This is a genomic window from Photobacterium profundum, from assembly GCF_003026285.1.
GTDB classification, from domain to species: domain Bacteria; phylum Pseudomonadota; class Gammaproteobacteria; order Enterobacterales; family Vibrionaceae; genus Photobacterium; species Photobacterium profundum.
The window spans coordinates 73425-93131 of sequence record NZ_PYOD01000013.1 but is presented as its reverse complement, the minus strand read 5'-3'; the positions used below and the strand labels follow the sequence as shown (position 1 = coordinate 93131).

At 41.8% G+C, this 19707-nt stretch carries 24 protein-coding genes and 1 other RNA gene; 13 read left to right on the top strand and 12 right to left on the bottom strand.

The window, feature by feature from the left end; all coding sequences use genetic code 11:
• Positions 1–39: 39 nt before the first annotated feature.
• Positions 40–1116 carry a class II fructose-bisphosphate aldolase gene (gene fbaA, locus C9J48_RS21480; protein ID WP_006232536.1) on the top strand — a complete coding sequence of 359 codons (1077 nt, stop codon included), beginning with the start codon at positions 40–42 and terminating at the stop codon, positions 1114–1116.
• A gap of 348 nt (positions 1117–1464) precedes the next feature.
• Positions 1465–2349, top strand: a complete 885-nt coding sequence (mscS, locus tag C9J48_RS21475) for a small-conductance mechanosensitive channel MscS (RefSeq protein ID WP_006232537.1) — start codon at positions 1465–1467, stop codon at positions 2347–2349.
• Positions 2350–2425: 76 nt separating this feature from the next.
• Here mscS and C9J48_RS21470 read toward each other — a convergent pair whose 3' ends face one another.
• Positions 2426–2956 (bottom strand): YbaK/EbsC family protein, encoded by a 531-nt coding sequence (locus C9J48_RS21470; protein ID WP_006232538.1) that lies wholly within the window; start codon positions 2954–2956, stop codon positions 2426–2428.
• Complete coding sequence (locus C9J48_RS21465) at positions 2943–3578, bottom strand: LysE/ArgO family amino acid transporter (protein ID WP_006232539.1); 636 nt, start codon at positions 3576–3578, stop codon at positions 2943–2945. The genes C9J48_RS21470 and C9J48_RS21465 overlap by 14 nt, the downstream gene beginning before the upstream one ends.
• A gap of 160 nt (positions 3579–3738) precedes the next feature.
• On the opposite strand from C9J48_RS21465, the gene C9J48_RS21460 reads away from it, so the two are divergent.
• On the top strand, positions 3739–4635 hold the full coding sequence (locus tag C9J48_RS21460; protein WP_006232540.1) for a LysR family transcriptional regulator ArgP: 897 nt from the start codon (positions 3739–3741) through the stop codon (positions 4633–4635).
• Positions 4636–4844: 209 nt separating this feature from the next.
• The gene (locus C9J48_RS21455; RefSeq protein WP_006232541.1) at positions 4845–5546 is read left to right on the top strand and encodes an oxidative stress defense protein; all 702 of its coding nucleotides are present in this window, start codon (positions 4845–4847) and stop codon (positions 5544–5546) included.
• A gap of 141 nt (positions 5547–5687) precedes the next feature.
• Here the strand turns inward: C9J48_RS21455 and serA are convergent, their stop codons facing one another.
• The 5 genes from serA to zapA all read right to left on the bottom strand — a co-directional run bounded on the left by serA (position 5688) and on the right by zapA (position 9296).
• Entirely contained in the window at positions 5688–6917 is a 1230-nt protein-coding gene (gene serA / locus C9J48_RS21450) for a phosphoglycerate dehydrogenase (protein ID WP_006232542.1), read from the bottom strand.
• Between the two features lie 261 nt (positions 6918–7178).
• Positions 7179–7838 carry a ribose-5-phosphate isomerase RpiA gene (rpiA, locus tag C9J48_RS21445; protein WP_006232543.1) on the bottom strand — a complete coding sequence of 220 codons (660 nt, stop codon included), beginning with the start codon at positions 7836–7838 and terminating at the stop codon, positions 7179–7181.
• Between the two features lie 270 nt (positions 7839–8108).
• Positions 8109–8714 carry a 5-formyltetrahydrofolate cyclo-ligase gene (locus C9J48_RS21440; RefSeq protein WP_006232545.1) on the bottom strand — a complete coding sequence of 202 codons (606 nt, stop codon included), beginning with the start codon at positions 8712–8714 and terminating at the stop codon, positions 8109–8111.
• 90 nt (positions 8715–8804) lie between these two features.
• Positions 8805–8986, bottom strand: a non-coding RNA gene (gene ssrS, locus C9J48_RS21435) — 6S RNA.
• Positions 8987–8993: 7 nt separating this feature from the next.
• The gene (zapA, locus tag C9J48_RS21430; RefSeq protein WP_006232546.1) at positions 8994–9296 is read right to left on the bottom strand and encodes a cell division protein ZapA; all 303 of its coding nucleotides are present in this window, start codon (positions 9294–9296) and stop codon (positions 8994–8996) included.
• A gap of 276 nt (positions 9297–9572) precedes the next feature.
• Here zapA and C9J48_RS21425 point away from each other — a divergent pair, with 276 nt between their 5' ends.
• The 4 genes from C9J48_RS21425 (at position 9573) to gcvH (ending at position 13417) form a co-directional block, all read left to right on the top strand.
• Positions 9573–10241, top strand: a complete 669-nt coding sequence (locus C9J48_RS21425; protein WP_006232547.1) for a YecA/YgfB family protein — start codon at positions 9573–9575, stop codon at positions 10239–10241.
• Between the two features lie 85 nt (positions 10242–10326).
• Positions 10327–11529 (top strand): 2-octaprenyl-6-methoxyphenyl hydroxylase, encoded by a 1203-nt coding sequence (gene ubiH / locus C9J48_RS21420; RefSeq protein WP_006232548.1) that lies wholly within the window; start codon positions 10327–10329, stop codon positions 11527–11529.
• Positions 11530–11531: 2 nt separating this feature from the next.
• Positions 11532–12740 carry an FAD-dependent 2-octaprenylphenol hydroxylase gene (locus C9J48_RS21415; protein ID WP_036803972.1) on the top strand — a complete coding sequence of 403 codons (1209 nt, stop codon included), beginning with the start codon at positions 11532–11534 and terminating at the stop codon, positions 12738–12740.
• 284 nt (positions 12741–13024) lie between these two features.
• Positions 13025–13417, top strand: coding sequence for a glycine cleavage system protein GcvH (gene gcvH / locus C9J48_RS21410; RefSeq protein WP_006232550.1), 393 nt, complete (start codon positions 13025–13027; stop codon positions 13415–13417).
• Positions 13418–13533: 116 nt separating this feature from the next.
• Here the strand turns inward: gcvH and C9J48_RS21405 are convergent, their stop codons facing one another.
• Positions 13534–13737, bottom strand: a complete 204-nt coding sequence (locus C9J48_RS21405) for a DUF1107 domain-containing protein (protein ID WP_006232551.1) — start codon at positions 13735–13737, stop codon at positions 13534–13536.
• A 483-nt stretch (positions 13738–14220) separates the two neighbouring features.
• Between C9J48_RS21405 and C9J48_RS21400 the strand changes: the two genes are divergently transcribed.
• Genes C9J48_RS21400 through nqrM form a run of 3 tightly spaced genes read left to right on the top strand, consistent with a single transcriptional unit; the run spans position 14221 to position 15267 of the window.
• Positions 14221–14598, top strand: coding sequence for a DUF134 domain-containing protein (locus tag C9J48_RS21400; protein WP_006232552.1), 378 nt, complete (start codon positions 14221–14223; stop codon positions 14596–14598).
• A 1-nt stretch (position 14599) separates the two neighbouring features.
• Entirely contained in the window at positions 14600–15076 is a 477-nt protein-coding gene (locus tag C9J48_RS21395) for a NifB/NifX family molybdenum-iron cluster-binding protein (protein WP_006232553.1), read from the top strand.
• Entirely contained in the window at positions 15073–15267 is a 195-nt protein-coding gene (nqrM, locus tag C9J48_RS21390) for a (Na+)-NQR maturation NqrM (RefSeq protein WP_006232554.1), read from the top strand. The genes C9J48_RS21395 and nqrM overlap by 4 nt, the downstream gene beginning before the upstream one ends.
• A gap of 151 nt (positions 15268–15418) precedes the next feature.
• Here nqrM and C9J48_RS21385 read toward each other — a convergent pair whose 3' ends face one another.
• The 4 genes from C9J48_RS21385 to ygfZ all read right to left on the bottom strand — a co-directional run bounded on the left by C9J48_RS21385 (position 15419) and on the right by ygfZ (position 18633).
• A complete protein-coding gene (locus C9J48_RS21385) occupies positions 15419–16378 on the bottom strand; it encodes a LysR substrate-binding domain-containing protein (RefSeq protein WP_006232555.1) in 960 nt (319 codons plus the stop codon).
• Positions 16379–16522: 144 nt separating this feature from the next.
• On the bottom strand, positions 16523–16942 hold the full coding sequence (locus C9J48_RS21380; protein ID WP_006232556.1) for a hypothetical protein: 420 nt from the start codon (positions 16940–16942) through the stop codon (positions 16523–16525).
• Positions 16943–17180: 238 nt separating this feature from the next.
• Complete coding sequence (locus C9J48_RS21375) at positions 17181–17642, bottom strand: aminoacyl-tRNA deacylase (RefSeq protein WP_006232557.1); 462 nt, start codon at positions 17640–17642, stop codon at positions 17181–17183.
• Between the two features lies 1 nt (position 17643).
• Complete coding sequence (ygfZ, locus tag C9J48_RS21370) at positions 17644–18633, bottom strand: tRNA-modifying protein YgfZ (RefSeq protein ID WP_006232558.1); 990 nt, start codon at positions 18631–18633, stop codon at positions 17644–17646.
• A 337-nt stretch (positions 18634–18970) separates the two neighbouring features.
• On the opposite strand from ygfZ, the gene C9J48_RS21365 reads away from it, so the two are divergent.
• Together C9J48_RS21365 and C9J48_RS21360 are read left to right on the top strand one after the other, a co-directional pair.
• Positions 18971–19231, top strand: a complete 261-nt coding sequence (locus tag C9J48_RS21365; protein ID WP_006232559.1) for an FAD assembly factor SdhE — start codon at positions 18971–18973, stop codon at positions 19229–19231.
• The gene (locus C9J48_RS21360) at positions 19200–19619 is read left to right on the top strand and encodes a protein YgfX (RefSeq protein WP_006232560.1); all 420 of its coding nucleotides are present in this window, start codon (positions 19200–19202) and stop codon (positions 19617–19619) included. Before C9J48_RS21365 ends, C9J48_RS21360 begins: the two co-directional genes overlap by 32 nt.
• Positions 19620–19707: the final 88 nt, after the last annotated feature.

The following is a 19707-nucleotide window of genomic DNA, read 5'->3' as shown; positions in this document are numbered from 1 at the left end:
ATTTAACACCGACTACGTAAGTTAATAGGACTAATTGTTATGTCTAAGATCTTCGATTTTGTAAAACCTGGCGTAATTTCTGGCGACGACGTTCAGAAAGTATTTGCAGTAGCAAAAGAAAACAAATTTGCTCTTCCAGCTGTTAACGTTGTTAACACTGACACTATCAATGGTGTTCTAGAAGCAGCTTCTAAAGTTAAAGCGCCTGTTGTTGTTCAGTTCTCTAACGGCGGTGCTGGTTTCTTCGCTGGTAAAGGCGTTAAACTTGAAGGTCAAGGTGCACAAATCCTTGGTGCTGTTGCTGGTGCAAAATACGTTCACGCTGTAGCTGCATCTTACGGTGTTCCAGTTATTCTTCATACTGACCACGCTGCGAAGAAACTTCTTCCATGGATCGACGGTCTACTAGACGCTGGTGAAGAGTTCTTCGCACAAACTGGTAAGCCTCTTTTCTCTTCTCACATGATCGACCTTTCTGAAGAGTCTCTAGAAGAAAATATCGAAATCTGTGGTCAGTACCTAGAGCGTATGGCTAAGATGGGTATGACTCTAGAAATCGAACTAGGTTGTACTGGTGGCGAAGAAGATGGCGTTGATAACTCTGATATGGATGCGTCTGAGCTTTACACTTCTCCTGAAGATGTAGCTTACGCATACGAGAAACTAAACGCTATTAGCCCACGTTTCACTATCGCTGCTTCTTTCGGTAACGTACACGGTGTTTACCAAGCGGGTAACGTTGTTCTTACTCCAACTATCCTACGTGATTCTCAAGCATACTGTGCAGAGAAGTTCGGTATCGCACCTAACGCACTAAATTTCGTATTCCACGGTGGTTCTGGTTCTTCTGAAGCAGAAATCCAAGAGTCTATCGGTTACGGTGTTATCAAAATGAACATCGATACTGATACTCAGTGGGCTTCATGGGATGGCGTTCGTACTTACGAAGCTGAAAACCGTGATTTCCTACAAGGTCAAATCGGTAACCCAACTGGCGAATCTGCGCCAAACAAAAAATACTACGATCCACGCGTTTGGTTACGTGCTGGTCAAGCGTCAATGGTTACGCGTCTAGAGAAAGCATTCTCTGACCTTAACGCAATCGACGTACTGTAATTTATTACAGAATAATCCACGCTTAGGCGTTGGACATTGAGATTATTAAAGCCCGCATTTAGCGGGTTTTTTTTGTATTGAAACAATACGTTAGATCTTTAGATATTATTTCTTCGATTTTATTTATGATTATTTATTTTTGTTAGATATTTTTTATTACCCTAACAGCAATAATTTACTTAATAATTCTGACTTTAGTAAATCTTTGGCAGCAAATTATAAAAACGCTGTTATATTAATAGACAAGTTTGACCCGATATTATGACTCTTCTACGCAACATATCTGAGAATGCGCTGCGTAAAAATAATAGTTGGTGGTTACGGGACTAATAATTAGAGAGACTTATAATGACTGAGAGCGTTACTGACAAGGTTGTCGATACAATTACAGATAATGAATTAACAGAAACGATGTTAAGTGCCGGTAATTGGGTGGCTGATAACCAAGAGTTATTACTGCAATATGCTGTGAATCTTATTTCGGCAGTATTGATATTATTTATTGGTAATATCATTGTAAAAAGCATTGCCAATGGCGTAGCGAAAGTGCTGCGTAAGAAAGACATGGACGAAGCCGTTGTTGAGTTCTTACACTCATTAGTTCGTTACTTGTTATTCGTCATTGTTCTTATTGCCGCTTTAGGCCGTTTAGGTGTTCAAACTGCCTCTGTGGTTGCGGTAATTGGTGCCGCTGGTTTAGCGATTGGTTTAGCACTGCAAGGGTCGTTATCTAACTTTGCTGCTGGCGTATTGATTGTTGCCTTCCGTCCATTTAAGTCTGGTGACTATGTAGAGATTGGTGGGGTGGCAGGTTCTGTTGAATCAATCCAAATTTTCCAAACTATTCTAACAACACCTGATAATAAAATGGTCGTTGTACCCAACGGTGCAGTAATTGGTAGTGCAATTACTAACTACTCTCGTCATGAGACTCGTCGTATTGATTACGTGATTGGTGTTTCTTATAACGCTGATTTGAAAAAAACGAAAGAAGTGCTGACGCGTGTTGTTGAAGCTGATCCCCGCGTATTAAAAGATCCAGCTCCGACTATTGGTGTTGTCGCATTAGCTGATTCATCAGTTAACTTTGTGGTTCGCCCGTGGGTTGAAACAGGTGATTACTGGGCGGTATATTTTGATCTTCTTCAAGCGATTAAAGAAGAGCTTGATAAAGAAGATATTGGTATTCCATTCCCACAAATGGATGTACATTTAAATAAGCTGGAAGGTTAATCTAGTTTAAAATAGACAAAGATAAATGGAGCCGACTGGCTCCATTTTTATGTCTGTGTCTCCCTTCATTTCATCATTATTGCTGTACTGGTAACTGAATTTGTGGATTTGGTAACAATGCTAGTAATGAATCTAGATCTGCACCAGCGAAAGAAAATGTAGACGTTGGCTTACCTGGGGTGTACATAATTTCGTCAAAGCCATACAGTACAGGATCTATGATCAGCGTAATATTTTCGGGCAAACCAAACGGACATACGGCACCTGGTTCACAGCCAATCGCGGCAATCATTTCTTCATTGCTACATATTGATACGCGTTTACCCACTAAGGATTTCACCAACTTGCTATCAAGGCGGTTGTCACGATGGGTCAATAATAAACAATGACCACCACCTTTTAACTTCATGAATAAGCTTTTTGTTGGTGCAGCTGTAATGCCGAGTTCATCACTGATACGCTGGTCAGTAGCGAAATCAAAAATCGGCTCGTGCTGCCATTCTTGATAATGCACACCGGATTGAGTGAACAAGTCGATATTTACTTGATAAATGTGCTCTACTTTATTTGGTAAACGAGCTTCTACTCGTTCATTACTTAACAACATAGTTACTCCATAATTCTGTAATCAAATGTCCTGCGATGAAAAACATCATGGCAGCAACTGCAATATCAATACCTGCTTTTACTTTTGGTTTTGAAAGTGTTGGGGCGAGCTTTGAGGCGCCCACGGATAAGCTATAAAACCATACGAAAGACGCTAATATCGTACCAACCGCAAATGCGATACGATCACTGCCTTCGAACTGTCCACCAATAGAACCCAGAATAACAACAGTATCTAAATATAAATGTGGGTTTAATACCGTAACGGCTAATGCGCCAAGAATAACGGCACGACGCCCGCGAGGGATTGCTTGTGTATGTTGCTTTTCTGGTTGTGTATTTTGTCGTGCACTTTTTAAAGACATGCAGCCATAAAAGAGTAAAAACAAAATACCGCCAATGGTGACAGTAAAAAGCAAGACTTCATTACTTGCTAGCAGCGCACCACCGCCAAATATCCCTAAACTAATAAACAACACATCACATACACTGCAAATTGTCGCCGTTGTTAAATGATGATTACGCTTAATACCTTGATTTAGTACATAGGCATTCTGTGCGCCTATTGGAATGATCATGCTTGCGCCTAATCCAAACCCTTGCAATAAAACCCAAACATTCATATTAGGTTGCCTTTAAATTGTGTCGTTGAGTAATATTTGATGGTGAAAGTTTACCCTCTGGCTTTATGTTAAGTACAACTAATAAAACTTATAGATTATTAGAGTTTCTAATATGATAGTTTTGATGTTGAGTCATGATATTAAAAAAGGAGCGATGACTATGCGAGGAGTCGATTATCGTTGGGTAGCAGCGTTGGATGCTGTGATTGCCCTGCGTGGTTTTGAGCGAGCAGCAGAGAAGCTATGTATTACCCAATCGGCAGTGTCTCAGCGCATTAAGCAACTTGAGAAGCTGATGGCACAACCTCTGTTAGTCAGAGAGCAACCACCCAGACCGACGGCGGCAGGGCAGAAGCTATTGGGTTTATATCGTCGGGTTAGGTTATTAGAACAAGAAGTCCTGCCAGAAATCACACCAGATGATATTAGCCAACCACTATCGGTCGCATTGGCGACAAATGCTGATAGCTTGGCAACATGGTTATTACCGGCATTAAGCCCACTATTAAAATCACGCTTTATCGAACTGAACTTACTGGTCGAAGATGAAGCTCGCACCTTAGACAAGCTGCGTAGTGGAGAAGTTGTTGGGGCGATCAGTATGGAGGCAGGGGTAATAGCTGGATGCGTGGCTGATTATCTTGGACGAATGAATTACTTATGTGTCGCAAGCCCAGATTTTCAGCAAAAATATTTTTCGAATGGTGTTACCCAAACTAACTTAATATCAGCCCCAGGGGTCGTGTTTGATCATCATGATGATATGCATGAAGTATTTGTGCAGCAATATTTTAATTTACCAATCGGTAGTGTAATGAAACACACCGTAAGATCCTCTGAAGCATTTGTGCGGATCGCCACGGAAGGGATCGCATATTGTTTGATCCCTGAAGTACAGATCCAAAGAGAACTTGAGCGCGGAGAACTCGTCAATGTTACACCTGGACTTTCTTTGATACGTAATCTGTATTGGCATCATTGGGCATTAGAAAGTGGTGTGTTAACCGAACTATCGGAACGTTTAATTCAGTATGCCCGACAGGTTTTACCGCAATAGTGACAGCTTAATCGAGAGGCATGGAGGGCTAGTGAATGATGAAAAGTCAGTCATTACTTAGACCTATTTTTAAACGATTGTATTGACACTAATTTACAAATGAAACAGTGTACATAAAAATATAATCTGTCGGGATTTTTTTAGCTATCTTGTTGTCGAATACACAAGAACAAATAATTGAAGCGTAAATTAATCAATAGGAAATCAGAATGAAGAAGCATTTACTGGCAGTTGTTTTAGGCACGAGTTCATTCATTTCTGCAGGCGCGGTGGCTGCTGATGTCAGTTTTCCACACCTTGAAACAACAGGTGTAGGCGAAGTGATTGCTCAACCTGATATGGCTGTGTTTTCTGTTGAAGTAACAGAAACTCGTCCAACCGCTAAAGAAGCCAAACAAGCGGTAGATAAAGCGGTAACAGCATTTAATGAGCGCTTAAAGAAAGCGGGTGTAGAACGTAATGATATTGAAAGTGCTAACATTCGTCTTAACCCACAATATCATTACCCGAAAGATCAAAAGCCTGAATTAACGGGTTACCGTGCTAGCCGCAATGTAACCGTGACAGTAAAAAAGTTAGAAAATCTTAATACGTATCTAGACGGTGCACTAGGTGATGGTATTAATGGGATCAATAATATTCAGCTTAAAGTGAGTAATGAAGCAGAGTTTGCTGAACAAGCACGTCTTGCTGCAATTAAAGATGCGCAAGCGAAAGCGAAATCTTTAGCTGCGGGCTTTGGTGAAAAAATCGATGGGGTATGGAAGATTAACTATCAGCCATCAATGGTACGCCCTGTAATGATGCGTGCAATGGCTATGGACTCTGGAGCGAATACTGAAGCGTCTTATCAAGATTCTCAGATCACCATTCGAGATCGTGTTGAAGTGGTCTTTAGGCTTGAAGAGTAATACTTATACCAATCTCCACAAGCCTCTGACCATTTGCTTATCTAGAATGGTATTAAATAAAAAGGAGAACATCATGTTCTCCTTTTTAGTGTCTGATTATCCTGAAATTAGAATATCAGCAGATACCGATTTACTCTGAACTTAGTGCAAAATACGTGCACGAATAGTTCCCTGGATCGCTTTTAACTTTTCTAGTGCTTCTTCTGCTCGTTCAATTTCAACATCAATAACCACATAACCAACCTCAGCACCTGTTTGTAGGTATTGAGCAGCAATGTTGATTCCTTCAGATGCAAAAATAGTCGTTATTTGGTTCAAAATACCCGGACGGTTTTCGTGAATGTGTAATAAACGAGAACAGTTACGGTGCTCAGGTAATGATACTTCAGGGAAGCCAACAGCAGATAAGGTAGAGCCATTATCTGAGTACTTCACAATCTTACCTGCAACTTCAACACCGATATTTTCTTGTGCTTCTTGTGTTGAACCACCAATGTGCGGTGTAAGCAGAACATTATCGAATTGGGCTAGTGGCGAATAAAATGGATCGCTATTGGTTTTTGGCTCGGTCGGGAATACATCAATAGCAGCACCAGCGAGGTGTTTGCTTTCTAATGCACCACATAAAGCATCAATATCAACAACCGTACCACGAGCAGCGTTAATGAAAATCGAACCTGGCTTCATACGCGCGAACTCTTCTGCGCCCATCATATCTTGTGTATCAGATGTTTCAGGTACATGTAAGCTGATTACATCACACTTATTCAGTAGCTCAGACATTGTGCCAATTTGGGTAGCATTTCCCAGTGATAGCTTGTTTTCAATATCGTAGTAGTACACACGCATGCCGAGGTTTTCAGCCAAAATACCCAGCTGGGTACCAATATGACCATAACCCACGATACCTAGACGCTTTCCGCGTGCTTCGAAAGAGTTATCTGCTGATTTCTGCCACTCGCCACGGTGTGCTTTGGCATTTTTCTCTGGAATACCACGAACAAGTAAAAGTATTTCACCAAGAACTAACTCAGCAACACTTCGTGTATTTGAGAAGGGAGCATTAAAGACAGGGATACCGCGCTTACTGGCCGCAGTAAGGTCAACTTGGTTTGTACCAATACAGAAACAACCAACAGCATTGAGTTTTTTGGCAGCGTTAAAGACTTCTTCAGTAAGCTGAGTACGGGAACGAATACCAACGAAATGTGCATCTTTGATTGCTTCAAGCAGTTCTTCACCTGCAAGTGAGCCTTTATGGTACTCAATATTGGTATAACCAGCTTGCTGTAAAACCTCTAAACTAGAAGGGTGTAGACCTTCTAATAAAAGAACTTTAATCTTTTCTTTATCCAGTGAAACTTTAGCCATTGGTTCTCTTCCTTAAAAACATGAGTAAGGGATCAAAGCGTACTGATTAAGTGAAAGGGAGTTGTGGCTTATAGCGGTTGCGGATATCCCTTTCCTGCACACCAGTAGCTTGAGCTTACACTCAAAAAAGTGCTACATACTGTTTATTAAAGTATCAAAAAATGAGCAATAAGGGTAAGAATATTACGAAATAGATAATAAAAAACGGCATATATTATGCCGCTTTGTAAGGAAATAACGTTAGTGTTTAACTATACGCAATTATTTCTCAAATTTTCTTACACCTTCAGGTGCACCAACCAATAGAACGTCAGCGCCACGGGCAGCAAATAGACCAACAGTCACAACGCCTGGTAGGGCATTGATTTTCTTTTCAATGTCTTTTGCATCAGTGATAGCCATGTTGTGTACATCAATGATGATATTGCCATTATCAGTGACCACACCTTGACGGTATTCAGGGTCACCGCCAAGCTTTACAAGCTCGCGACCGATGAAAGAACGTGCCATTGGAATGACTTCAACTGGTAATGGGAACTGACCTAAAACATCAACTTGTTTAGTGTCATCAACAATACAAATGAACTTATCAGAAATGGCTGCCACGATTTTTTCACGCGTTAAAGCGGCACCGCCACCTTTGATCATGTCGTATTCAGCGTTGATTTCATCAGCGCCATCGACATAGATATCTAACCCAGCAACTTCGTTTGCATCAAATACAGTAATGCCCAGTTTTTCTAGACGTTCAGTAGAAGCAACAGAACTTGAAACAGCACCTTTGATTTCTTCTTTACGTGTTTCTAGTGCATCGATGAAGTGATTAACAGTTGAGCCTGTACCCACACCCACAATGCTACCTTTAGTCACGTATTCCAGTGCAGCCCAGCCAGCAGCTTTCTTCATTTCATCTTGTGTCATGCCTTTCTCCTAGTAATACCAAACTGAACAGTTATCTGATCCAATCAGAGCGCTGATTATAGCGAAGAGTATATGGCTCGTCAGGAGATTTTTTTGACTGAGATCTTTGTTTTTAAAAACAAAAAACATAAACCCATGAATAACAAATATTTAGCGCATCAGTTGTGGCACATAAAAAGCCAAACGTTTGCGTTGTGTTGGCTTTTTTGTCTGAAGGAAAGGGGGAATTTTTGTTTGTGGTGATTTTTCCGACAGATTTGAAAGAAACAGTTACCAATTAAAATGGCCGGATGGCGTAATGATATCAGGTAAAGGGACATCCCAAGCTTCATGAGGTAGGCAGTTTACCTGCTGGCAATTGTGTGCCAAGCCAATAGGGCGAGGTCCCGTTTTGTGGTTATGCCAAGAAGAAAGAGTACGATCATAATATCCTCCGCCCATGCCAAGTCGTTGCCCTGTTTTATCGAATGCGACCAAAGGGGTAAAAATAATATCAAGTACAGGAACTGGTTTTACAAGCCGGACATCGAGCACGGGTTCTTTAATCTTGTATTTATTCGTCGTCATGCGGGTTTGAGCGGTGTAATGCAAAAACAATAAATGCCCTTGGCTGAAAGGGTGGAGTACCGGTAAGTAGACCGATTTTTGTTGTTGCCATAACCATTGTATTAATGGGGTCGTATCTATTTCGCCGTCGTTAGCGAGATATAAAGCGATGTGTTGTGCTGACGATACGTAAGGCAATTGTTTGAATTGCGACAAAAGTTGTTGGCTTGCTGTGTGTTGTTCATTTTTTGATAATGCGCGGCGAGCTTGTCTAATTTGTTGACGTATCTGTTGTCGAGGTGATGTGATTTGCTGAACAGGTGAACTCATGGGTCATCCAATGACTGAGGTTGTTCGATGCTAGAGGGTAAACTCAACTAAGTGTGAAGACACTCAGATCGTAGCTCATAGTAAAAGGCGGTATGCCCCAAGGTGCCGTTGCGCATCTAGGCCCTTGAACCAGATGTTCAAGGTGGTTCAGCAACATTAGCCGCAGGCTTCTCAGTCTAGCTGAGCTTGCACAATAGCTAATAAAAGCTGATCCGGGTTATTTGCTTATCGGCTCGGGGACGTTGATACACTGACGTACACCCTAGGGTCAATTTATTATCAACGCTTTGGTTGATTTTGCAAAGCTTTATCTAAAGTTTCTGTTAATAGGTTGATTCTATTTGAAAAATTAGATGCGTTGCCTTTATGTTCTTTTCTTTCTGAGTGCATCTCGTTGCACACATTTAACCCAGCAAACATTAAAAGTTGCTCGGGATTTGTCACTTTAGTGCGCTCAGACATATCTTTTAGACGTTGATCAAAATCCGCTGCGGCTTCACGCAGTGCATCTTCCTGACCTGCTGGACAGTTAACCTTTAAGGTTCGGCCCAAAACTTCAATTTCAACTGCCTGAGTACTCATAAAATTCTAATCTGCTCCGTGCCAAAATGTTGTAACGTCAACACTTTGCTTGCGATAGGTGGTCAATATAGAAAAAGCCCTTTCAACATGCAAGCATGTTAATCACGCTTTATGATGAATATTGGTCAACTATTCAGATATTAACCAGTCTGCTGAAAACTAATGCAACAACAAACAGGGTCGATGGTTTACATAAAGGGTATTAGCCTGTTTTAAGGCTAAGTGGTAGCATACCATATTATAGATGACGTCAATGAACATAAGGTAAAAAGCCGCATGAACGAAGAGAAGTTACCCACCTTTGAAGCGATTGAAAGTGAATTAAAAACACACGGTTTTTCTGTGTCACCATCAGAACTTCATGGTTTGCTGACGGGAATGATTTCTGGCGGTCTGAACGTAGAAGACGACAACTGGTTAGGCCCTGTTGCTGATTATGCTAATGAAGGCAAGCCCTTGCTTGATGGCGCTAAAGGCGTTGTACGTACTGTATTTGATGCAGCGACAGCTGAACTTAGTGGCATGGCGCACACGGTCTTTACCTCGACTGCATCTGAATTAACGAACAGCATCTTTAGCTTCACTTTACTGATCCCAGATGAGAACACTGATCTGGTTGATCGTGCTGAAGCCCTAACAGAGTGGGTTAGCAGTTTTATTTCTGGTTTAGGTTTAATGGGACTAGATAAAACGCAGTTTTCAGCGGAAGTGAACGAAGTACTGGCAGAGTTACAAGAAATTGCTTTGCTGGGCATTGATGAAGATGAAGACTTAGCCGAGCAAGCCGAATTTTTCGAGCAAGTGCTTGAGCATGTACCTATGTGTGTCTTGACCTGTTTGGTTGAATTAGGTGAACGTCCAAGTTCTGTTGAACTGCCAACGGTTGCTGGTACACCTGAAGATATTGCTCAAAAAGAACAAGATGACAAACCGACATTGCATTAATAGCTAGCTTCATAAATAACTAGGTTCATAGATAGTGAAGATTCATCAATAGCAAAAAGTCACAGCGCGAATTAAGGAAGTGAATGTGAAGCAGTATGATGTAGTGATTGCTGGTGGGGCAATGGCGGGGGCGACACTTGCCATTGCACTGAACAAGCTTAGTAACAAACGAGACGTTAAACGTCAATTACGCGTTGCTGTAGTTGAAGCTGTTGCACCGAATGTAGGCCAACACCCAGGATATGATGCGCGTAGTATTGCCGTGTCATTCGGCTCGAGCCGTTTACTGAGTAAAATTGGTGTGTGGTCTACGCTATCGTCGGTTGCTACGCCTATCGCTCACATTCATGTTTCTGATCGTGGTCATGCTGGTATTGTACGATTAGATGCAGAAGAACAAGCGATTGATGCGCTTGGCTATGTTATTGAATTAGCTGATGCTGGGGAATTATTTCACCAGCAGTTAAATGAGTTAGATAACGTAGAGTTATATTGCCCTGATTCTATTGTTGATATTTCTCGTACTCAGCAAAATGTGACGCTTTGTCTTGATTCTGGCAAGCAAATCCAAACGCAATTATTAGTGACTGCTGACGGTGCACTCTCGAGTTGCTGTGATCTTTTAGGGATCGGGCGGCATGAGCATGACTTTGAACAAGTCGCAATTATTGCCAACATTACCACAGCACAAGCGCATCAAGGCCGGGCTTTTGAACGTTTTACGCCGTATGGTCCCGTGGCGTTATTGCCAATGTCGGAAGGGCGGAGTTCATTGGTGTGGTGCATTAAACCTGAGTACCAATCAACGGTGATGAGCTGGAATGACGATCGCTTTTTAGCTGAATTACAAAGTACATTTGGTTGGCGTCTGGGGGAGTTAGTGAAAACAGGTAAGCGTGTTGCGTACCCGTTATTACTTCGTCAGTCTGAAGCGTTAACATCACACCGTGTGGCTGTGGTGGGTAATGCCGCACAGACGTTACACCCGATTGCAGGCCAAGGCTTTAATTTAGGCTTACGTGATGTAATGACATTAGCCGAAGAAGTGGTTAATAGCTTTGAACAAGACGCAGATGTTGGTGAGGCGGCGGTGTTGAGCCGTTATCGACAACGTCGACTGCCTGATCGTCAAGCAACCGTATTGATGACAGCAGGGTTAGTGAGTGTATTTGCGAATGATAGTTTTCCTCTTGTTGCTGGTCGAAACACGGGGCTTATGGCTATGAATCTTTTTGATACGTTAAAAGCACCGCTGTTAAGGCGTGCTATGGGACAGGTAGAACGATAATCATGATGCAGAGTGTTGATGTTGCCATTATTGGTGGCGGTATGGTGGGTTTAACTCTTGCAGCTGCATTAGCTGAAACGGAATTGCGTGTTGCTGTTATTGAAGGACAATTGCCTGATCCTGAATTGACTTCATTACCGGATGTACGAGTGTCAGCCTTAAGCCGTGCGAGTGAACGTATTTTACGTAGAGTAGGCGCTTGGCAAGGCATCGAGTCTCGCCGATTCAGTCCGTATAACCGAATGGAAGTATGGGAGCAAGATAGCTTTGCCAAGATTCAATTTGATGCCGAAAGGTTATCGCAGCCAGATCTAGGTCATATCGTTGAAAATCGTGTTATTCAACTTTCGTTGCTCGATCGTATTAAACAGCTTAATAACGTCACCCTAATGGCGCCAGAGCGATGCCAAAACATTGCTTTTGGTGAAAGCGAAGCATGGTTAACGATGGAATCAGGCAAGAGCTTAACTGCAAAATTAGTGGTAGGTGCTGATGGTGCGAACTCATGGGTACGTCGTCAATTAGATATCCCATTAACGCATTGGGATTATGGGCACAGTGCTATTGTGGCCAATATTCGCTGTGCTGAGGCTCATGATAAAACCGCTCGTCAGGTTTTTCGTCCACAAGGCCCGCTAGCTTTCTTGCCGTTAGCTGAAAGTGATTTGTGTTCTATCGTATGGTCGGTAGCCCCAGAAGAAGCAGAACAGCTATGTGGGTTGTCTGATAGCGAATTTAATAAGTCATTGACAGCGGCATTTGATAACCGATTAGGCTTATGTAAGGTGGAAGGGTTGCGTCAAGCATTCCCATTAAAGATGCGGTATGCCCGTGATTTTGTGCGTGAACGTGTTGCGTTAGTCGGTGATGCTGCTCATACGATCCATCCCTTAGCTGGTCAGGGAGTCAACCTGGGTTTGTTAGATGCAGCGAGCTTGGCGCAAGAGCTAAAAGCGTTATGGTTGCAAGAACAAGATATTGGTCAGAAGAGCAATCTTCGCCATTATGAACGTTGGCGTAAAGCAGAAGCCGCGAAGATGATCACTACCATGCAGGGTTTCCGTGATTTGTTCGACGGCAGTAATCCGGCTAAAAAACTGGTTCGTGACTTAGGCATGTTATTTGCTGATAAAGCGCCGGGTGTGAAAGATGAATTCATGCGCCGTGCTTTAGGATTATCGGGTGAATTACCGGATCTTGCTAAACGCTAAATATTGTTGTTTTTCGTCATACAGACCTGATGTGATTATAAAAAGGCTACCTCAATAGAGGTGGCCTTTTTTTGTTTTTGATAATTTAAAACATAAAGTGATCACAAAATTGTTTTTTTCTCCTACAGTAAATACAAGAAATCAATGTCGTGTGCGTTAGCGCTAAAATGGTAGCCCGTATTTCATGCAAGCTATCTGATTTGACATTGTTTTATGTGTTTTCATCATCTGCTTCAATCGAACCTAACACGAGTAAAGCAGTCATTTCATAAGGAAGTTACACCATGAGTTATGTTCCCTCTGAATTGAGATTCTCTAACACCCACGAATGGGTACGTTCTGAAGGTGACGGTATCTATACTGTCGGTATTACTGACCATGCACAGGCATTGTTAGGTGATATGGTTTTTATTGATGTACCAGACGTTGATTCTGATACCGAAGTGGGTGAAGACTGTGCTGTTGCCGAATCGGTGAAAGCAGCATCTGATATTTATGCGCCGCTTACAGGAGTTGTGGTTGCTGTGAATGAAGAACTGAGTGATTCCCCAGAACTGGTAAACAGTGATCCATATGGTGATGGCTGGTTATTTCAAATTAAAGCAGAAGATGACGGTGAATTTGATGATTTGCTTGATCCTGAAGGTTATCAAAGCCTCATCGATGAGACTGAATAGTTGAGTCGATAAGAGTCATAATGACTCTGCACTAAAAAGTAAAAAAGCTCATCGAAGTACTTTATTACTCATAAGTACTCGGTGAGCTTTTTAGAATAAGATAATAAACAGCGTCGTCAATAGACTTCTTTTAAGCGTTTGATTTCGAGATTAACCTCGTTCACGGTTTTATAATGTCGCTCTTGGGCTTTTACGGGCACAAGTAACATTCCTTTGTCGAACTGATAGCCTCCTCGGCCATCAATATATATTCTTCCACTAAATAAACGGCTTACATGCTTAGCGATAAGCTTGGGCAGGTAGCGTTTGAACATGCGCATATAAATTTTAACCTTGATTTCGTCTTTTCAACGGGGCGTATTATAAAACTATTTGCATTACGAAGATGTGACTTTATCAGCATAATAATAATGTTAAATTAAATTGAGCAGACCATCATTAGTCACCAATATTTGCTTTTAGCATAATATGCTAATGGTTACTTCTGGATATACCTTGTTAGATTTAATTTAATGACGCTCTAATTGAGTGTTTAGGTGTTTTTAGTGGCTGTTTTATATGGTTTTATGCGTTTTTTGCTGCATATTATGAGACCAGCTTGATTCGCTATACCTCTTCAGTATGTCTTTTTATTATGTGATTCCGCAGTCACCTCGTCATGGTTCACAGCATTTTCTTCTGAAACTCAATGTTCAAATAATCGCTATTATTTTTTTAGTGTTTAGCTGTGTTGGATCAATACGTGGTTTTTGGCATACGCCAATAATGTGTGTTGATATATTTTTAACCAAAGTGAGGGGTTTATGGGTAGACCAAAGATCCAGCGAAAGATTAATTGCCGTCCCGCATATTCATGTTTTAAGCCGAATGGTATTCCAATGACTGAATTGACCTCAATAGTGCTGGCCGATGATGAGTTGGAAGCGCTGCGTTTAGTTGATATGAATGGTATGCAGCAATTGGCGGCAGCTCACGAGTTAGGAGTATCTCGTCAGACGTTGGGTAGTATTGTGTCTCGTGCTCGTCAAAAAGTGGCGCAAGCTTTAGTGACGGGGCAAGCAATCGACTTGCAAGGTACCCATTTACCTCAAGCTCAACGTCAGGCAAAGACGGTTTTTTCATCATCTATCACTCAGCCTAAAAACGTAGAAATCGTTGAGACTGAAACAGAGGAACACTGATATGTGTATCGCAATAGCAATCACTCTTCGCTCTCAAGTTGCAGGGCACTTTGGTAAGGCAGCTGCCTTTATGGTTTATGACTCGCAAGGACAATTTATAGAGCGCATTGAAAATACAGGCAGTAAAGAGCTAGGTTGTAAGCATAAGAAAGTTATTCAACGTCGACTGAGTGAATTAGGTGTTAAAGAAATTGTGCTAGGCAATGTTGGTCAACGCTCTTTAGGGCGTTTACTGAATGCGGGCTTCAGTGTCATAAAAGTGCCTCAACGTAGCTCTATTGATGCTGTTATGACGGGGAAAGTAGAAAAAGAAGCCCTGACAACAGCAGAACAAGGTCGGCCATGCAAGCGAGATAAAGGCGATTGTGGCTGCGGATGTGCTGGCAAGAAGAAACCGGTGCCGATAAAAATTGGCACCACGATGAATAGAAAGTCGACAATCCAAGGTCTAACTAAGATAGGAGGGTTTACGTTATGACATTTGTATTAACAATAGCTGTTTTCTTATTAGTGATCGCGGCAATGGCAATTGGCTGGGTTGTGAAAAAGAAAACGATCAGTGGAAGCTGTGGTGGTTTAGCAAACGTGGGTGTAGATAAAGAATGTGATTGTGATGAGCCTTGCGACACACATAAGCTTTATCAAATCCAAGAACCGAGTGTTAAATAGTAATTAGCATGTCTGCTTAAGTAAATGTTGTTTCTTAAGCACATACAAGCAGAAGAGAGGCACTGTTGATATCGCCTCTCTGGCTGTTAAACTTATTCAATACTGAGCTTGTGCCAAGTTGCCCAATCTATATTGTATTTACCTCACCGCGTCATCTTGCTTCACTTTTTCCTCGCAGGGACGCGACGCGTTCAGTCACGGTTTCACTCACAATCTGGCGTAACCATTCCATTCTTTGATGGGTGCTATTTCGACGTAACCACAGCATATTGATATGAAAATCAGGAATATCAACAGGGGGGTTGCATTGGGTTAGGCTGTCATTAAAAATATCAATTTTGGCCATTAATCGTGATACCACACACAATAGATTACGATCTTTTAAAAGGTGTCTAATCGTCATAAAATTACTCGATCCTAATGCGATATGACGTTTAAAGCCTTGTTCTTGTAATTGGTTATCAATAGGGCTTGCGAGTTTTCCATCGGGTGATACCAATGCTTGCGGTGTAATGATGTAGCGTGCCAAGCTGACAGGTATTGTTAAGCCTGTAGCCGATTGATCGAATAAGCACACATGATCTTCGGTGTATAAATATTGGCTTTCAAGTTCTTTGGGCAAATCAGTCATGGAGCCAATCACCACATCGAGGTTTTTATCGTTGAAGCTGTTGATGTAGTTATGCCTATCGACATTGCAAAAGCTGAGCTGGCATTTAGGTGCCAGTCGTGAAATGGCATCAAACAGGGCTGGAGCAAACAGTAATTCAGCGTAGTCGGTTAAGCCGATACGAAACGTGCCTTGATAATGCTGCGAATCAAAGTCATCTGGTCGTAAAACCTGTGTCATTACCAGGTTGAGGATATTTTCAATGGTTGATGACAGTTCAATCGCGCGTTGAGTCGCGATCATTTGATGCCCTTGGCGCTCAAACAGTGGGTCGTTCAGCAATAAACGAAGCCGAGATAAATTGTGACTCATTGCTGATTGACCAATCGATAATTTGGCGGCTGCTTTTGTCACGCTACGTGTTTCCATTAGTGCTGAAAAAGCAACAAGTAGGTTGAGATCGACGCCTCGCCAGTTAATATCTTTGCTTTTACTTTCCATTATTTACCCCACATAGCTCACTTCGTTAGTTGTTATACACTGCTGCAGAAGGCGGGGAAAGGGATGTGATAAAGGAAAGGGAGTTGGGTAACCAAAATGCTGAGTTTTGGCTACGCCTTAGTATGTATTTATTCGTTCAATGATCTAATTTAATTCACCTTGTTGGCACTTTGGACATTGTTCACCACCGTTCATTTGCACAATATTTTGAGACCAGCAGTGTGGGCAAGCATGGTTGTCTTTTTGAGGGTTGAGCGAAAATTGGTTTGCACACTGTTGGCAGTTATGGCGATAGAGCTTTCCACTGAGCGCCAGTACCATTTGATGTAATGCTTTGGCATTATCATCTTCATTTTCCCCTGTCATTACAGCTTCAACAAGCTGCTGATTAATACCATATAAAGCTGTCATGCTTTGGCTAATAGAGTCAGTGCTAATTCGCTTGCCATTAGGATCAATAACATAAGCTTGAGGCTGTATATTCGAGACATGATAGTCACAGTGGTTGCATGAAATCGCGTGGTGGGAATGTGATGAAGCTATCTGTGTTTGGGGGTGTGACATTGCAAAACTCTCTCTCAATAAACAATATTTATTGAAAAACCATTCTACATTGATGAAAAACTATGCAAAAGATGTTTACTGAAAATTTATTAAATACGCCACAGCTTTTATGTAACGGCATGTATATATTATGCAAATTAAGCAAATGAAATAAAAACGACTTAAGTAAGCCGCTTTTATTCGGACGTTTTAATGATGAATGTTAATTCTTGATAGTGGCTATATTTTTATTCCAATATTAGCGACAAATATCGGCAAACATAGGATCGCAAAGCAGTAAAAGGTCGTCGGTTTCCAGCTCAATGCCAGCCATCCGATCCCCACTGCTAATATTGACTCTTTCATGCGCTTTGATGGAATGATCAAAGATCAGCGGCAATGGTTGCTTTAATCCGACAGGGGCAACCGTACCAATGACTAATCCGGTGATCTTTTCTACATCGGCTGCGTCTGCGCAGGTCATACGACGACAGCCAAACATAGCGCGTACTTTGGTTGGATCGACTTGTGCAGGCCCAGGTACACACGCTAAAACATGAAAGCCACTCATATCGCGGAGCAAGATCGATTTCACCATTTGTTCAGGTGCAACGCCTCGCTCTTTGGCTGCTTCTTCTATTGTTTTTGCAGGTTTTGAATGCGGGAGTAGACGGTAATCGACCCCCTCATTATCCAGAAAATGTATAACAGAGGTTTGCATCTTATTTATCGTCTAACGAGTAAGGTAAATCAAGTTGTGTCCAGATAGCTTCCGGCTGTTCAGCAAGACGAAATTGCGTACCTTCGTCAAGATCGTTCGGTAATACAACCAAGGCAATAGCTTGATCATCGGCATACAGGTAGCTCGCTAATAAGGTACCACCTTTACGCCAGTTATCACCCACGCTACGTTCTAATGCGTCACCAGTAAGTGGGCATTGTGTCGCTTCCCCAGTAACGATATACATAGCACGCTTGTTGATACCACGGTATTTCGCACGTGCTACCGTTTCTTGTCCTGTATAACAGCCTTTTTTAAAGCTGATTCCGTCAACTGCTTGTAGATTGACAGCTTGAGGAATGAACTCTAGTGCGGTTACTGCATCCACGCGGGGAATGGCATACAGTACATCGTAGAGATCCCATAATGTGCTATCAGATAGCTGCATGCTATTGTGTGTTTCTACAAGGGTATTAATGAGTTGTTCAGCTTGTTCTGGTGCAATGGCGAACAACCAACGATCATCGTTAACTTTAATGGCGGTGCCAGCGGTAATGACACGTACATCACCGTTGCCAGGGAAGTGTTGATCAATAACGGCTTGTGCTTGTTCACCAGAAAGACCCAGTAAAACATCATTGCTTGCATCGATGTCGACTTTTGAAAATACAGCGTACTTTTTCAATTCAGGTAATTGTGTGTCCATAACGCTTTTACGCTGTAAAAATCCATAGCCTTCATTGTGATTAAACAAGCGAAAAATGGTGCGCATTTTACCTTTGGCATCACAATGAGCACCTAAGGTCGATGAGTTGACTGGCAGTGATACCACATCACAGGTTACTTGACCTTGTAGGTAAGATTTCTTGTCGTCACCAATTAGAGTGATTAATCCCCAATCATCGAGGTTGATGAGTGCCAATTCAGGCAGTTTATCTTGTGCTGTTAATGCGACTTTTTTGAAATTCAGTGCGTTAAACTCGATGCTCATTGGATATTCCATAGTTAACATTGTAACCACGACTCAAAAGACAATACTGCGATTGTTTAACTAACCGCGTTATGTGAGCCATTACAAATAAATGGTAAGTTTGACCACCATGTTAAATTGCTTATTACCATTTGTCAGCTTTGCGAACCGATTATCGTGTGAATACTTGAGTAAAACATCAGACTATTATTGATCATATGTCTCATCTTCAGTGTTTGCTTGTTTTTGCGCATGGTAGAGGAAATAAGTGGCTGCTAATATTGGTGGCAAATTTTAGGGTAGTACAATAATGTTTTGCTACCGCTAGGAATATTCAGATTAGATAACGAGGTTGTATATGTTGAGTTCAGATGAAAGAGCACGCCTAAAATGGGCATGTCGACGTGGTATGCTTGAACTGGATGTAATCATCATGCCTTTTTTTGAAGAGTGCTTAGACGACTTACCCGATCAAGAGCAACGTGATTTCGTGTCGTTATTGACCAGCGATGATCCAGATTTGTTTACTTGGATGATGGGCCATGGTCGCAGTGAAAACCCTGCTCATGCTGCAATGGTAGACAAAATTGTTGCTCACAATAACAGCAAGCTTCGTTAATCTTCGTCTACACCCTTCGCAAAAAATCCTTGCTGCACTAAGTACTTTATATCTTGGTGTAGCAATTGCTCTTTTCGCATCTCTTTTTATGTCATGGCTACCGCAGATCGTTGTTATATTTCTTTTGGAATGTTTATGGATTGAGTGGCTTGAACGCTACCAACATTATTGTCATCAGCAAGGGAACCTCAGTATTACGGTTTCTGGTGCGGTTAATTGGCAACAACAGAAGTGGCAAATTAATAAAATAAAAGTTGTTACCCGTTGGTTTATCTTATTTCGAATGCAACATGCACAAGAGGTAAGTTGGGTATGTGTTAGTCATGATGCCTGCAAGGATGAAGAGTACCGAGCATTGGCAATGCTGTGTCATATGGCGAGATTGTAGAGTGATGCAGAATTCATACGAGATACGTTGCTCATTGAATAATGATCAAAAAAATCCCAACCAAAGCTGGGATTTTAAGAAAGACACT

What these genes read in the sequence shown, in the direction of transcription:
- nqrM (WP_006232554.1), top strand. Translation starts at nt 15,073, where the DNA reads ATGACATTTGTATTAACAATAGCTGTTTTCTTATTAGTGATCGCGGCA.
- C9J48_RS21395 (WP_006232553.1), top strand. Translation starts at nt 14,600, where the DNA reads ATGTGTATCGCAATAGCAATCACTCTTCGCTCTCAAGTTGCAGGGCAC.
- zapA (WP_006232546.1), bottom strand. Translation starts at nt 9,296, where the DNA reads ATGAGTACTCAGGCAGTTGAAATTGAAGTTTTGGGCCGAACCTTAAAG.
- fbaA (WP_006232536.1), top strand. Translation starts at nt 40, where the DNA reads ATGTCTAAGATCTTCGATTTTGTAAAACCTGGCGTAATTTCTGGCGAC.
- C9J48_RS21385 (WP_006232555.1), bottom strand. Translation starts at nt 16,378, where the DNA reads ATGGAAAGTAAAAGCAAAGATATTAACTGGCGAGGCGTCGATCTCAAC.
- C9J48_RS21425 (WP_006232547.1), top strand. Translation starts at nt 9,573, where the DNA reads ATGAACGAAGAGAAGTTACCCACCTTTGAAGCGATTGAAAGTGAATTA.
- C9J48_RS21455 (WP_006232541.1), top strand. Translation starts at nt 4,845, where the DNA reads ATGAAGAAGCATTTACTGGCAGTTGTTTTAGGCACGAGTTCATTCATT.
- C9J48_RS21375 (WP_006232557.1), bottom strand. Translation starts at nt 17,642, where the DNA reads ATGCAAACCTCTGTTATACATTTTCTGGATAATGAGGGGGTCGATTAC.
- gcvH (WP_006232550.1), top strand. Translation starts at nt 13,025, where the DNA reads ATGAGTTATGTTCCCTCTGAATTGAGATTCTCTAACACCCACGAATGG.
- C9J48_RS21400 (WP_006232552.1), top strand. Translation starts at nt 14,221, where the DNA reads ATGGGTAGACCAAAGATCCAGCGAAAGATTAATTGCCGTCCCGCATAT.
- C9J48_RS21380 (WP_006232556.1), bottom strand. Translation starts at nt 16,942, where the DNA reads ATGTCACACCCCCAAACACAGATAGCTTCATCACATTCCCACCACGCG.
- ygfZ (WP_006232558.1), bottom strand. Translation starts at nt 18,633, where the DNA reads ATGAGCATCGAGTTTAACGCACTGAATTTCAAAAAAGTCGCATTAACA.
- rpiA (WP_006232543.1), bottom strand. Translation starts at nt 7,838, where the DNA reads ATGACACAAGATGAAATGAAGAAAGCTGCTGGCTGGGCTGCACTGGAA.
- C9J48_RS21465 (WP_006232539.1), bottom strand. Translation starts at nt 3,578, where the DNA reads ATGAATGTTTGGGTTTTATTGCAAGGGTTTGGATTAGGCGCAAGCATG.
- C9J48_RS21470 (WP_006232538.1), bottom strand. Translation starts at nt 2,956, where the DNA reads ATGTTGTTAAGTAATGAACGAGTAGAAGCTCGTTTACCAAATAAAGTA.
- C9J48_RS21440 (WP_006232545.1), bottom strand. Translation starts at nt 8,714, where the DNA reads ATGAGTTCACCTGTTCAGCAAATCACATCACCTCGACAACAGATACGT.
- mscS (WP_006232537.1), top strand. Translation starts at nt 1,465, where the DNA reads ATGACTGAGAGCGTTACTGACAAGGTTGTCGATACAATTACAGATAAT.
- C9J48_RS21415 (WP_036803972.1), top strand. Translation starts at nt 11,532, where the DNA reads ATGATGCAGAGTGTTGATGTTGCCATTATTGGTGGCGGTATGGTGGGT.
- serA (WP_006232542.1), bottom strand. Translation starts at nt 6,917, where the DNA reads ATGGCTAAAGTTTCACTGGATAAAGAAAAGATTAAAGTTCTTTTATTA.
- C9J48_RS21460 (WP_006232540.1), top strand. Translation starts at nt 3,739, where the DNA reads ATGCGAGGAGTCGATTATCGTTGGGTAGCAGCGTTGGATGCTGTGATT.
- C9J48_RS21405 (WP_006232551.1), bottom strand. Translation starts at nt 13,737, where the DNA reads ATGCGCATGTTCAAACGCTACCTGCCCAAGCTTATCGCTAAGCATGTA.
- C9J48_RS21365 (WP_006232559.1), top strand. Translation starts at nt 18,971, where the DNA reads ATGTTGAGTTCAGATGAAAGAGCACGCCTAAAATGGGCATGTCGACGT.